Origin of the sequence: Nocardia sp. NPDC052316 (assembly GCF_044547795.1) — a bacterium.
In the GTDB taxonomy this organism is placed as follows: Bacteria; Actinomycetota; Actinomycetes; order Mycobacteriales; family Mycobacteriaceae; genus Nocardia.
In genome coordinates this window covers 793,861-806,782 of sequence record NZ_JBIUBB010000001.1, presented here as the reverse complement: position 1 = coordinate 806,782, position 12,922 = coordinate 793,861, and the positions used below count along the sequence as shown (strand labels likewise).

Annotated in this window: 14 protein-coding genes; 5 read left to right on the top strand and 9 right to left on the bottom strand. The window is 67.7% G+C overall.

The annotated features are described in order from the left end of the window. Positions 1–35: 35 nt before the first annotated feature. Positions 36–1,658 (top strand): DUF885 family protein, encoded by a 1,623-nt coding sequence (locus tag ACIHA7_RS03725; RefSeq protein ID WP_397285206.1) that lies wholly within the window; start codon positions 36–38, stop codon positions 1,656–1,658. Position 1,659: 1 nt separating this feature from the next. Here the strand turns inward: ACIHA7_RS03725 and bioB are convergent, their stop codons facing one another. The 3 genes from bioB to ACIHA7_RS03710 form a co-directional block, all read right to left on the bottom strand. Further along, positions 1,660–2,724: a biotin synthase BioB gene (gene bioB, locus ACIHA7_RS03720; RefSeq protein WP_397285204.1), complete on the bottom strand. Its 1,065-nt coding sequence runs from the start codon at positions 2,722–2,724 to the stop codon at positions 1,660–1,662. Between the two features lie 99 nt (positions 2,725–2,823). Next, on the bottom strand, positions 2,824–3,828 hold the full coding sequence (locus ACIHA7_RS03715) for a YeiH family protein (protein ID WP_397285202.1): 1,005 nt from the start codon (positions 3,826–3,828) through the stop codon (positions 2,824–2,826). An 84-nt stretch (positions 3,829–3,912) separates the two neighbouring features. Continuing rightward, positions 3,913–4,419 (bottom strand): DUF4240 domain-containing protein, encoded by a 507-nt coding sequence (locus tag ACIHA7_RS03710; protein WP_397285200.1) that lies wholly within the window; start codon positions 4,417–4,419, stop codon positions 3,913–3,915. A 126-nt stretch (positions 4,420–4,545) separates the two neighbouring features. On the opposite strand from ACIHA7_RS03710, the gene ACIHA7_RS03705 reads away from it, so the two are divergent. Both ACIHA7_RS03705 and ACIHA7_RS03700 read left to right on the top strand, forming a co-directional pair. Continuing rightward, positions 4,546–5,475, top strand: a complete 930-nt coding sequence (locus tag ACIHA7_RS03705; RefSeq protein WP_397285198.1) for a LysR substrate-binding domain-containing protein — start codon at positions 4,546–4,548, stop codon at positions 5,473–5,475. A gap of 65 nt (positions 5,476–5,540) precedes the next feature. After that, positions 5,541–6,020: a Dps family protein gene (locus ACIHA7_RS03700; protein WP_397285196.1), complete on the top strand. Its 480-nt coding sequence runs from the start codon at positions 5,541–5,543 to the stop codon at positions 6,018–6,020. 1 nt (position 6,021) lies between these two features. Here the strand turns inward: ACIHA7_RS03700 and ACIHA7_RS03695 are convergent, their stop codons facing one another. From ACIHA7_RS03695 to ACIHA7_RS03675, 5 genes are all read right to left on the bottom strand, one after another. Further along, positions 6,022–6,825 (bottom strand): SDR family oxidoreductase, encoded by an 804-nt coding sequence (locus ACIHA7_RS03695; RefSeq protein WP_397285194.1) that lies wholly within the window; start codon positions 6,823–6,825, stop codon positions 6,022–6,024. Positions 6,826–6,895: 70 nt separating this feature from the next. Beyond that, entirely contained in the window at positions 6,896–7,615 is a 720-nt protein-coding gene (locus tag ACIHA7_RS03690) for a MerR family transcriptional regulator (RefSeq protein ID WP_397285192.1), read from the bottom strand. 32 nt (positions 7,616–7,647) lie between these two features. Further along, the gene (locus ACIHA7_RS03685) at positions 7,648–9,072 is read right to left on the bottom strand and encodes a serine hydrolase domain-containing protein (protein ID WP_397285190.1); all 1,425 of its coding nucleotides are present in this window, start codon (positions 9,070–9,072) and stop codon (positions 7,648–7,650) included. A gap of 104 nt (positions 9,073–9,176) precedes the next feature. Then, positions 9,177–9,488: a helix-turn-helix domain-containing protein gene (locus ACIHA7_RS03680; protein ID WP_397285188.1), complete on the bottom strand. Its 312-nt coding sequence runs from the start codon at positions 9,486–9,488 to the stop codon at positions 9,177–9,179. Between the two features lies 1 nt (position 9,489). After that, positions 9,490–9,891: a type II toxin-antitoxin system RelE/ParE family toxin gene (locus ACIHA7_RS03675; RefSeq protein ID WP_397285185.1), complete on the bottom strand. Its 402-nt coding sequence runs from the start codon at positions 9,889–9,891 to the stop codon at positions 9,490–9,492. A gap of 447 nt (positions 9,892–10,338) precedes the next feature. Here ACIHA7_RS03675 and ACIHA7_RS03670 point away from each other — a divergent pair, with 447 nt between their 5' ends. Next, entirely contained in the window at positions 10,339–11,745 is a 1,407-nt protein-coding gene (locus ACIHA7_RS03670; RefSeq protein WP_397285183.1) for a three-helix bundle dimerization domain-containing protein, read from the top strand. A 129-nt stretch (positions 11,746–11,874) separates the two neighbouring features. Next, positions 11,875–12,210, top strand: a complete 336-nt coding sequence (locus ACIHA7_RS03665; protein WP_397285181.1) for a hypothetical protein — start codon at positions 11,875–11,877, stop codon at positions 12,208–12,210. Between the two features lie 78 nt (positions 12,211–12,288). Here the strand turns inward: ACIHA7_RS03665 and ACIHA7_RS03660 are convergent, their stop codons facing one another. Further along, on the bottom strand, positions 12,289–12,903 hold the full coding sequence (locus ACIHA7_RS03660) for a DUF305 domain-containing protein (RefSeq protein ID WP_397285179.1): 615 nt from the start codon (positions 12,901–12,903) through the stop codon (positions 12,289–12,291). Positions 12,904–12,922: the final 19 nt, after the last annotated feature.

Genomic DNA, 12,922 nt, shown 5'->3' with positions numbered 1-12,922 from the left:
TGGCCGGTAGCTGCCTCGAATTGTATTGTGCGGACATGGGTCTAGCGAAGCTTGCCGAAGAGTTCTGGAACTGGCGGTTGGCGACGGTGCCCGACTCCAGCGATGACCTGCCACGGGTGGAACGACCGGCGGGCTGGCTGCCCGACTGGTCGCCCGCGGCGATCGCGGAGCTCAGGACGGTGCTCGCCGAGCTGACGCGCAGGCACCGCGCGCTCGACCTGTCCGACGAGCCGGTGGCGGTGCAGGTGGACGGCAGGCTGCTCGGCTCCGCGCTGGCCAGGGTGCACTGGGAACTCGAGCTGATCCGCGCCTGGGAGCGCAATCCCGGGTTCTATGTGCAGCAGAGTCTCGGCCCGATCTATGTGGAGCTGCTCAAATCGTCGCCGTTCGACAACGCGCGGGCGGCGAACATCAGCGCGCTGTTGCGCCATGTTCCGCTGGTGCTCGAGCAGGCCAGGGCGAATCTCGCCGGCCATGCGGGCGCGTCGTTCGCGCGCAGCACACTGCGCCTGCTGGAGCAATCGGCGGGGTCGCTCGAGGCCGCGATGGCGGCGCTGGTTCCCTTCCTGCCGGACGAGTACGCGGCCGAGTTGCCCGCCGCGACCCGGGTAGCGGCGGATGCCGTTGCCGCTTACCGGAGTTGGCTCACCGAACAGCTGCCCACTTGGGGCGAGGTGGCGCCGGTGGGGCCGGAGGGGCTGGCCTACTTCTTGCATCGTGTTGCGCTGCTGCCCTATTCGGCCGAGCGGCTGCGCGAGATGGGCAGCCAGGAATGGCATCGGGCGGTCGCCCTCGAAACGCTCCTGCGCACTCGGCATCGGGACGCGCCCGCGCCATCGCTGCCCGCCGACGCACCCGAATGCGTCGAGCGCCAGGCCGCCGACGAGCGCGCGGTGCGGGAGTTCGCCGCTACCCGCGGTCTGCTCGGCCAGCCGGAGTGGCTGCGGCACTACCGGTTCGCGCCGCTGCCGCCGTACCTCGAGCCGTTGACCTGGCTCGGCGTGTCCGACGATCTGACCGGCCCGTCGCGCATGGACGAGGACGCCGTCCGGTACATCCCGGCACCACACCCCGACCTGCCGTACTTCGATCGGGCCGCCGCGTTCGACGCGCGCACCGCGATCGTGCACGAGGGCGTGCACGCCCAGCAGGTCGCGATCGGCTGGCACCACGACAATCCGGCGCGGCGCTGGTTCTACGACTCGACGCCCAACGAGGGCATCGCGTTCACCTACGAGGAGCTGATGCTGCACGCAGGCCTGTTCGACGACGCACCGGCCAGCGCCATCTTCGTGGCAAACGCCATGCGGCTGCGTGCTTTACGCGTCGAGGTCGACATCGAGCTCGCACTCGGCCACCTCTCCATCGACGAGGCGACCGACCGGCTGGCCCTCGCCGTGCCGATGGACCGCGAAACCGCCTGGGACGAAGCCGTGTTCTTCGCGAGCAACCCCGGCCAGGCCTTTAGCTACCAGATCGGCAAGCTGCAGATCCAGGACCTGCTCAGCACCGCGGTGCGCGAACTCGGCGATCGGTTCGACCTCCAGGAGTTCCACGACCGCCTCTGGCGCGAAGGTAACGTGCCACTGGCCTTGCAGCGGTGGGAATTGCTCGGCCTACGCGACCACTTGGACGAGGCCGACCGGCTGGCCGGGTAGCTCAGGCGTTCGCGGGAAGATCGGTGCCCGCGCCGCGGCGGCGGATGGCGACCAGGTCGTGGCGCGCCGCTGGCAGCGTGCGGTCATCGACGCCCTCGATGGTGAAGCCCGCGTCGGCGATCAGCTGCCGGTCGTCGGCCCCCGGCTGGCCTTCGCTGGTGAGGTAGTCGCCCAAGAACATCGAGTTGGCCAGGTGCAGTGCCAGCGGTTGAAGGGCGCGCAGATGGATCTCGCGGCCGCCCGCCAGCCGCACCTCCACATCCGGGAAGTAGAAGCGGAACAGCGCGAGGATACGCAGACAACGGTCCGGGGTGAGCTCCCAGCGGTCGCCGAGCGGGGTCCCTTCGAACGGGATGAGGAAGTTCACCGGCACCGAGTCCGGATCAAGCGCACGCAGTGCGACGGCGAGATCCACGATGTCCCCGTCGGATTCGCCCATGCCGAAGATCGCGCCGGAGCAGGGCGACAGCCCGGCCGTGCCTGCTCGGCGCAGCGTGTCCACTCGATCATCGAAGGTGTGCGTCGAGCAGATCTCCGAGTACCGGGCCTCGCTGGTATTCAAATTGTGGCTGTAGGCATGGGCGCCGGCGGCGGCGAGCCGCTCGGCCTGTCCGTCGGACAGTAACCCGAGGCAGACGCACACCTCGACCTGCGGGTTGTCCACCTTGATCGCGGCGATGGTGTCCTCGATCCGTCTGATGTCGCGCTCGCCGGGACCGCGGCCGCTGGCGACCAGGCACACGCGCTTGGCACCGGCCCGGACCGCGTGATCCGCGACCTCTGCGGCCTTCGCGGGGGTGATCCACGAGTACTTGAGTACCTCCGACGCGGAACCGAGGCGTTGCGAGCAATAGCCGCAATCCTCCGGGCACAGACCGCTTTTCATGTTCACGATGGTGTTCAGCTTCACCCGCCGCCCGAAGAACTCGCGCCGGACCCGGGAACCCGCTGCCACCAGGTCGAGCAGCTCCACGGAGTCGGAGAGTACGGCCAGTGCCTCCGTCCGGGTGGGGGCCTCGCGTCGTAATGCTTTGTCCACCAATTGATCCAGCATGTCAGTAGCCATGCGGGCCAACCTACCAACAACCTTGAACGGTGTTCAAGTACCGTCATGAACGGCGTTCAAGTGAGCCGTTATGCAGCGGAAACATGATTGGATCTCTTGTCACCACCAGCCGGTGGCGAACTGAAGGGCGAGGCTGGACACTCCGAGGACCACGGCAAGGATGCCGCCGAACAGGAGGGGGCGTGTTCCCGCGCTGCGCAGTTGCTGCCAGCTCAGGGATGTGCCGATCGCGGCGAGGACCGCGGCGATCAGCCATGCACTGAAGTGGGCGAGTGGCGGGCCCCAGGCATCCGGCACCACGCCGAGTCCGGCGAGCACGGATGCGGCGAGGAACAGGATGACGAAGAGGGGGAACGACTGTAGGAGAGTGGCTTTCGTAGACGGCGTAGGCTCGCCACGATCCTTCGCGAGGTGCAGGCCGAGACACATCGGGACGATCATCAGGCTCCGCACCAGCTTGACGATCACGGCGAAATGAGCGGCGGCGGGGCCGTAGATCACCCCGGCCGCCAAGACCGACGAGGTGTCGTTGATCGCGGTACCGGCCCACAGCCCGAAGGCCTCTTGGGACAAGCCGAGCAGGCGTCCCAGGGGTGGATAGGCCAGCACCGCAACGACATTGAAGACGAAGATGGTTCCGAGGGCGTAGGCGACCCGGTCCCGGTCGGGCTTGAGCACCGCGGTGGCGGCGGCGATCGCCGAGGCGCCACAAATGGTGGTGCCGACCGCCACCAGCGTGGCCGACTCCCGGTCCAGCGCGAGCATTCGCCCGACGACCACCGCGGCGGCGGCGCCCAGGATCAATGTTCCGATCAACACCACCGCCGTCTGGCGGCCGACACTGAGGACCGACCCGACCGGCAGGCCGAGGCCGAGCAGCACGATGGCGGCACCGAGCAGGCGTTTGCGCGTCACGGCCAAGCCGGGATCGAAAGTTGCGGTGTCAGCGTCGGATCGGCGCAGGACAATGCCTACCGCGGCGCCGCAGGCCAAAGCGATCACCGGCGCGCCCGCGACCGGCAGCACTGTGCCGAGAAAGGTTGCCGCGGTGGCCAGTACGGCGGCGAGGAGCAGGCCGGGACAGAGGCGACGAACGTGCGTCATTCCTCAGACGATGGCGCTCCGCGACCGTGCGGGGTAGCGGTCGATTGGGGAGAACCCCATAAGCCCGCCGTATGGGTGCCTGCGTCAGTTCCAACCGGCAGGGTTGGAGAACGATTCCCGGGAAATGCCGGACTCGGTTTTCGGGAAGGCACCGAAGCGGTCGCTGTGCAGGTGTGCGAAGAAGTAGCACATTTTTCCGCCGTCGGTGTCCCGCACGGCGACCGTGGGTGCGGCCAGCGCGGCGTCGTAGAACTCGCGGCCCATCGCGACGACGAATCCGCGGCAATAGAGGAAACCGTCGTCCGAGCCGCCGGTGACACCGTGGATATCGGCGCGGTCGAGGTCGTACAGTTTTCGCTCGAGCACGCGGTCCAGCGCGGTCAGCTCGTCGCTCGACAGGCCTTCGCTCAGCGTGCGGAGCTGACCGAGGAAATGCGGCACCTGCGCTTCGACGGCGGGCACGGTGTCGTCGTTTTCCCGGTGGATCAACGCTTTTCGCAGCGCGGCCGGTTCGTCGCCGACCAGCTCCCACGCCGATTCGATCATGGTCCAGAAGCGGGCTTCGTCGGCCGCGGCGGGGATCTTGCGCACTCGCCGGACGCTACCAGTGCCGACTTCCGTTGTGGCACCGAGCAACCCACTCATAAGGTGGGATGATGGGGTAATTGCCACGACGGGGGGTGCCGTTGGCGCTGGGCAGGCACATAATCAGTGGTTATGACGCTACCGCCGGGGACGCCCGATCTGGACGTACTCGATCTGCTTGTCTCCGTTGCGGAGCTGGGAAGTCTCGGTGCGGCCGCTCGGCGGCACAATATCAGTCAGCCCGCCGCGAGCATGCGAATCAGCGCGCTGGAGCGGCGGTTGCGGCTGCGCCTGCTCGATCGCGGTCCGACCGGGTCGGCCCTGACCGATTCGGGACGGTCGGTGGTCGCGCACGCGCGGTTGGTGCTGGAGGCGGCGCGGTCGTTCAGTGCCGGTGTGGCCGCGCTGCACGCCGCCGATGTGCCGCGCCTGCGGGTGGCCGCGTCGAAGACCATCGCCGATCACCGGATTCCGCTGTGGCTCAATGCGTTACGAGCCAGCTGTCCGCAGGTGGCGGTCTCCTTGGAAGTGGACAACACGCGGCATGTGGAGGAGCTGATCCGGGATGGCGCGGCCGACATCGGATTCGTGGAGGGCCCGCATCCGCCGCCCGGCCTCGGCAGCCGGGTGCTCGGGGCGGACGAGTTGGTGGTAGTGGTCGGGGCCGAGCATCCCTGGGCGCGCCGCAGCAGGCCGGTGACGCTGCGGGAGCTGGCGACCACGCCGCTGCTGTGGCGCGAGCCGGGGTCGGGGACGCGGGACACGGTGTGGGAGATCCTGGGGGCCGAGTGCCAACCGGCGCAGCCCGCCGCCGAGCTGGGGTCCGCGGTGGCGATCTCGGCCGCGGCCCGGGCCGCCGTGGCGCCCGCGGTACTGAGCAGGCTGATCGCGGGCCCAGATCTGACCAGCGGCGCGCTCGTCGAGGTGCGGCTGGCCGGGCCGGTGGCGCTGAGCAGGAAGTTCCGGGCGATCTGGCGACGCCAATCGCCGCCGTCAGGGCCTGCGGGAATGCTGGCCGAGCACGCCGCCCGACTCGAATCGGATGGCGCTCGTCACTGGTGACGTTTAGGACGCGGCGTGCGGGTAGGCCAGTCGGTGACCCGGATCCGACAAGAAAGGCGTGAACGATGAGTCAACCCATCACCAGCACCCTCGATACGGAGCAGCAGAAGATCGCGGGCGAGGCGCTGCGCGCTACCGTGATCGATCTGATCGACCTGTCGCTGATCGCCAAGCAGGCCCATTGGAACGTGATCGGCCGGAACTTCCGGTCGGTGCACCTGGCGCTGGACGAGCTGGTCACGGCGGCCAGGGACTTCACCGACGCCGCGGCCGAGCGCGCCACCGCAGTCGGCGTCAGTCCGGACGGGCGGGCGGCGACGGTCGCCAAGGAGAGCGGCGCGGTCGGCTTCCCCGACGGCTGGCAGCAGGACACCGACGTCATCGACGGCGTCGTTCGCAACCTCGCCGCCGTGATCGGGCGACTGCGGGAGCGGATCGAGGCCACCGAGAAGGCCGACCCGGTCACGCAGGACCTGTTCATCGGCTTCGCGGCGCGGCTCGAGCAGCTGCACTGGATGTGGCAGGCGCAGGTCGCGGCCTCCTGAGCTACCTCGACAGTCCGTGGGCGCGCGCGATGAGGCGCTCCATGAGCGTGCGCGGCAGTAGCCTGCGCACCGCGAACATGACGGGGGCATTGCTGCCGACGGCGTAGAGCGGACGCGGTCGCTTGGCCTCGACGGCCTGCACGATCGTGTCGGCCACCCGTTCGGCGGTGATGCCCTTCCCCTGTGCCTCATCCAATTTCGCGATGAACGCGGTGAAGTCGGCGGTGTGCGGCGAGCCCTCGTTCAGGTACTTCGTCCGGCGTTCCCGCAGCCCCGTATTGATCTGTCCCGGCTCGACGGTGCTGATCCACACCCCGAACGGAGACTCCTCGAACCGGGCGGCCACGGCGAAGCCCTTCAGTGCGGCCTTGGTCGCACCGTAAGACGAGCGGTAGGGCATCGGGAAGCTGGCGATCATCGACCCCACCATGACCACCCGGCCGTAGCCGCGCTCCCGCATGCCAGGCAACACCGCCTGCGTGAGCGCGACCGGCCCGAGCACATTCAGCCGGAACAGCCGCTCCACTGCGTCCGTCGGCAGCTCCGCCAGCGGCCCCGCCTGACTCTCCCCAGCATTGTTGACCAGCACGTCGACCTGCTCCAGCCCGGCGACGAAGGCGTCGATCGACCCGGCGTCGGTCAGATCGAGCGCCCGATACTCCACGCCCGCCACCCGAGCCTCGGCCCCGATGCCGTCCGGTTTCCGGCTGGTCCCGATCACCCGATACCCGCGCGCCACCAACGCCGCGGCCGTCGCCTTCCCGATCCCCGACGACGCACCGGTCACAACAGCAGTACGAGGCATAACCAACTCCTTAGGCAGCGACTCCAGCCGACCATAGCGCTTTGCGCCCCCGAGATCTCCTGCCCTTGCGCTAACCCCGCATCAGTTCGACGAGGCGGTCCCAAGCGGGGGAGGACGCTCCGGGCTGGGACTGGGCGACCAAGCGGGCAATGGCGGGTTTCTGCACGGGTCGAGTCTCGGATCGGCTGTGGTAGTTAGCGAACCAGGTGCGCGTGCGTTCGGCCAGGGCAGGCAGGCGGGCGTCGTCCGGCGACCAGTGGAAGGCCTCGTCGTGTTCGAGGTAGAGGGCGCGGAACTCGGGAATGGCGAGGAGTTCGTGCTTTTCGTCGAGCCAGCACGCGGCATCCTCAGGGGAGGCGGTCTGCAGCAGGATCCAGCCGTCACGCTCCAGCTGGATCTGGCGTTCGCTGACGCCGATGTCGCGCAGTTCGTCGAGGAAGTCGGCGACCGCCGGGGCGACGAAAAGCCGGTTGCCGCCGCGCAACTGGGCGAGCTGGTCGCGGGTTCGCCGCAGCTGCGTGATCCGGTGCCGGACGTCGCGGTCGATCTCGGCGATGGCCGCTGCGAGTGCGGCCGGGTCGGCGTCGAGCAGGTCCTTGACGCGGGCCAGCGGCACGCCGGCCTCGGCCAGGGTTCTGATCTTCACGAGGTCGACGGCGTCCTGGGCGGTGTAGCGCCGGTAGCCGGACGAGTCGCGCTCGGGTTCGGCGAGCAGACCGCGCTCGTGATAGTGGCGGACGGCCTTGGTGGTCACTCCGGCGAAATCCGCGAGCCTGCCGATCGTGATCATGGCGGCCATCCTTTCAGTCCGCGCCGAAGGCGTCAGACGCGACGGGTCAACCGGCCACCCGCGTTGTGGAACTGCGCCTTGCCGTCGCGGATGTCGTGGTAGGAGACGAGTAGCAGACGGAGGTAGCCGTCGAACGTCTCCATCGGGTAGTCGGCCGGGGCGAACAGGCCGGGCCGGATCGGCACGTACCGCTGCGGCGGGGCGGCCGTGGTGCCGCCGGCGAACTCGGTGAAAATGCGGTTTTGCGACTCGTCCGCAGGCTCGTAGGTCATCCGCTCCTCGAGGTGGCCGTCCACGATGCCGACGTCGATGCGGAGCTGGTCGGAACGATAGGTGCCGACATACGGCGTGAGGTCGATGTCCCGCTCGAATTCGGTGACCAGCGGGGGAATCTCGACACCGAGGTGCGCGCGCAGCAGCCACTGCAGCAGCTGGTCCTGCAGCATGAGCGCATCCGAGCTGTTGCCGAAGGCGGTGAAGACCAGGTCTTGCTCCGGCAGCACACACAGCAGGGAGACCCCGCCGGGCGACGCACCCGACATGGCGAGAACCGTGGTGTCGCCGAACGGGTACCGTACCCAGCCCAGACCCATCGGCGGAACGTTCGGGGTCGCCATATCGTGCGAAACCTGCTGCATCAGTACGGTCGAATCCGTGGTGAGAACCCGGGCACCCGTCGTGGGGGACACACCGTCCGCGAGATGGGTGCGCCCGAAGCTCAGCAGATCGGCGACGGTGCCTATCGGCGTGCCGCCGGCCGGCCCCCAGGTGTCGGGCAGCGTGAACATGCGAGTCGGCTCGGCCGTCATCGTCTCGGGATTCAGGAAATGCCCCACCGCGGTGCTGCGCAGGATGGCCTGCTCGGCCGAGGTGCTCGAATTCCGCATGCCGACGGGCCCATAGATATCGCGCTCCAGCAGTGCGTGATACGACAGCCCGGTCACCACCTCCAGCAGCCGGCCCGCGACGATCATGCCGCCATTGGAGTAGCTGAGCTGCTCGCCTGCCTCGAACAGGGTCCCGTTGTCCGCAAGGCCCGCCACGTACTTCCGCAGCGCGTCTGGTCCCTCGGCATCCGGAAAGTACAGGTCCGCGTCGATGCCATTGGTGTGCGACAGCAGATGCCGAACCAGAATCTTGTCCGCCGCACCCGGCGTGGACAGCGCGAACTCGGGAAGGTATCGCACCACTGGCGCGTCTAGCTCGAGCTGCCCACGCTCCACCTGCTGCAGGACGAGCGTGGTTGTCAGCACCTTGGCGACCGAACCGAACAGAAACCCGGTGTCCGCCAGCATCGGTGCGCCCGTAGCGACATTCGCCGTGCCATGCGCGACGACAACCTGCTCACCCGCCTGGTAAACACCGGCAACGAACCCGGGCACCCGGTTGGCCGAGCAGTAGGCGGCGACCTGTTCACGAATCTGAGCTTCGACGATCTGAAGTGCGTTGTTGTTCATGGCAGCAATTCTCAAACCTTGCCCCGGGGGCAAGGTCAAGCCCGGCCGTGCACCAACCTCGCGAACGCGTCGGCTGCGCGGTCGGCGAAGCCTGAGCGCCTCGATCAGGCCGCCCGCTGCGTGAACCGCACCGCCAGTTCCTCGCCGTGGAACGAAAGGTTCAACTCCGCCTCCAGCGCGATAGACAACCGATGCAGCAATGGCAGCGTCGGCGTCACATCGCCACCTTCCATCCGACTGACCTGCGGCTGCGTCATCCCGGCACGCCGAGCGAGCTCAGCCTGAGTGAGGCCGAGCGTCATCCGCCGGTCGTGGACCGCCTGGCCGAGCGCGAACGCGTCCGCAGCGGCGACATAGTCGGCGTCCGCCCGGTGTTCGGGCGGAATCTTCCAGCTGGTGTGCGTTCCCCGAGACATCTCACTCCTCCTCGAAGCTGCGGTCGTAGATATGGGTAGCGGGATCATGCTCTGTCGCGCATACCTTTTGGGCATGCAGGGCGCGGTCGACTTCCAGCCGTTCACGCATGCGTGTCTTCGCGAAGACGGTCAGCAATACCAGCCGACGGCCGGGAGCAAGCCAGTAACTTATGCGGATTGCCTTGCCGCTCAGATGGAACCGCAACTCGCGAACGGAGCCGCCTAGGTGCCGAGTCCATGGCTCTCCCAACGTTGTCGGGTTGTCAGCGAGACGGTCTGCTTTGAACTCGACCGCCCGGTACTCGGCTTTTGTCAGCGTGTCCAGCCACGCTCGCACCTCCGGCTCGAGCTCGATTCCGTACGGCTGGTTCTCGCCGTGCATCGAATATACCACGGAATGCATAACTGCTGCTCCCCCATTCTGTCCTCCCCTTTGACTCGGCTGCGCGGTATAGGGCAGCAGCCGAGTCGATGTCATTGGTTATTCGGAGACGCAGGGCTGCTGGGGTGGATATCGATCGAAGGGGTCGGCGACTCGCGCGCGGCCGGTGATTCTTCGGGGGCAAACGGGGGCGCAACGGGGGGTGGCTGGTTGGCGATGGTGTCTTGAATTCTGTGGGCGGGGTGGTTGGGGACTTGGGGTGTTGGCGATTTTGTGGTGGGCAAATGTCCAGTGCTCTGATCTGGGGCGACGGAGGGTGGGGTGGTCGTGGGGGGTGGGAGAGAGGGTGGTCAGGGGTGGTTTCGGGCGGGTTTCGGGGTGGGTGGGTTGGGGCTAGGGTTGGCCGGCGCGGTGGGGCTCGGTTGCCGTCGCGAGGATATGTCGGTTGCCGGATGCCTAGGAGATTTTGTGGTTGTCGACACTGTTCGGGAGGAACAGGCGCTGCGTCAGGTGACGGAGCGGTTGGTCGAAAACTTCGGCGGCACTTACTCTGCGGAGTACATCGAGGGGGCGGTCGCGGCGGCGCGGCGGCGGTTCGCGGGGCATCCGGTGCGGACCTTCATTCCGATTCTGGTGGAGCGGTACGTTCGTCGGCAATTGGCGGCCGCGGGGGAGGAGGCGGATACTGCCGTCGAACCCGAGACGGGCAGGGCGCGCAAGCCGAAGCACCAAGCGGCGGTTGATGATAGTTCGCCGGAAACATGGCTTGGGAGTAGGCGTTTCGCTCCGGCAGCCGTCGCGGCCGTGATCGCGGCGTTGGTGGTGGTGACCGTGGTCGCGGTGGCGCTGGCGGTGCGCCAGCCCGGTGGTGCGCCGAATACGGCAGCGCCGGTGGCGCCGATAACGGTGGTGCGCGGCGTGGTCGGGTCCGAGAAGATGGCATTCTTCCAAGACCCGAAAGTAGTTGCGGCGCTGGCCCGGCACGGGGTGAAGGTGGAGATCGAACCGGCGGGGTCACGGCAGATCGCGACGTCGATAGACCTCGCGAAGTACGACTTCGCGTTTCCGTCGAGCGAGCAGGCGGCGGAGCGAATCCAGCGGCAGCGCAACGTGACTGCGAAGTACATCCCGTTCTCGTCACCGATGGTGATCGCCACGTTCACGCCGATCGCCGAGCTGCTCGCGAAGGCGGGCGTGGTGCACCAGGGCGCGGTGTCGACCTTCGACATGGGCCCCTACCTGCGCATGGTCGGCAACAACACACGGTGGGACCAACTCGACGACAACACCACGTATCCGGTGCGCAAGAACGTACTGATCTCCACCACCGACCCGCGCAGCTCCAACTCCGCGGCCATGTACCTGGCGATCGCCGGCTACGTGGCCAACAACAACACCATCGTGCAGGGGTCGGACGCCGAGCAGAACATCCTGCCCACGGTGGCAAGGCTTTTCGTCGGCCAGGGCTACACCCAGAGCAGCAGCGAAGGCCCGTTCGAGGCCTATCTCGCGACCGGAATCGGGCCGACACCCATGGTGTGGATCTACGAGTCGCAATACGTGGACGCCAGTGTGCGCGGGCAGACCAAGCCCGACATGACGATGCTGTACCCGTCGCCGACCATTCTGTCCCGGCACACTCTGGTGCCGTTCGGCGAGCCGGGCGAGCGCCTCGGCCGCCTGCTGTCCACCGACCCCGACCTGCAACGCCTCGCCGCCGAGCACGGCTTCCGCACCGGCGCGACCGACCAATTCGCCGAAGTGACGGCCGCACACAACATCCCGGTGGCCAAGGACGTGCTCGACGTGATCACCACCCCCACCTACGACACCCTGGAACGGCTGCTCGACGGAGTCACCAAGTCCTACAACTGATCTGACCTACCCGAAACACCATGCCGGACAACGAGTGCGGGTCGTCCCGTTTCGGATGCGAAGATCAGGGCATCCCTGTCGCATCAGATACCGGCCGACCAGCCGGTATCGCGGCGTCGAGGTAGCAGCATGACAGTGGATGGCCCGTACGAGATCCCCCCGCTCGACAACGCGGCGGACATCTCCCGGACGACGGCGCCGCAGCCAGGCGAGACCTTGGCCGACACCCGGAACTGGGCAGGCTTCGGCTTGTTGTTCATCGGCGTGCTGCTCGCCGTCGCCGCCGCCGTGGTGGCGCTGTGGAGTTTCGGTACGGCGGCCCTGGTTCTCACGGTCTTGGCCGTGATGACGGTGCTCGCCGGCGTGGCGCTGATAGTCGTCGAGCAGTTACGTAGGCGCGCCCGCGACAGCGCGGCACCGGAGGACGCGCCCGCCTGGCAGGCAATCGTCCCGCCGGGATCCTGAGCCGGGATCAGTCGGGTCCGGTTACCTATCGCACCGAGTCCGTTGGGCCTCGGTGCGATAGGCGCCGATCGGTCAGGACTAGCCGAGCATCCCGCGCATCGTGTCGATTTCGGCACGCTGGCTGTCGATGATGCTGCGAGCCAAGGCCTTCGACTCCCCGTTGGTGCCCTGGGCGAGCTCGGTCTCGGCCATGGCGACCGCGCCGGTGTGATGCTCGATCATCATGGTCAGCCACTGGCGGTCGAAGTCCGGGCCGGACGCGGCCTGCAGGGCGTTCATCTGATCGGGGTTCATCATGCCCGGCATGGTGTGGCCGCCGTGGCCGCCGCCGGTGGTCGGTGCGGGCTTGCCGAAGCTTTGCAGCAGCGTGGTGATCTGCTGCATCTCCGGTGCCTGGGCCTGCTCCACCTTGGCGGCCAGCGCCAGCAACTGCTGGTTCTGGCTGTGGCTCGGCACCAGCTTCGCCATGTCGACCGCCTGCGCGTGATGCGGGTACATCATCTGCAGGAAGGTGACGTCGGCGTCGTTGAAGTCAGTGCGGGCCGTCGGCGCGCTCGATGGGGCGGGCGCGCTCGACGTGCTGTGCTGCATCCCGGACATGTCGTCGTTGTCGCTGCAGCCCGTCAGGACGAGGGCGGCGGCAGCGGTGCTCGCGGCGAGGACGGTGGTGATTCGGGTACGGCTGATGACCATGGTTGTGCTCCTTGGGAAT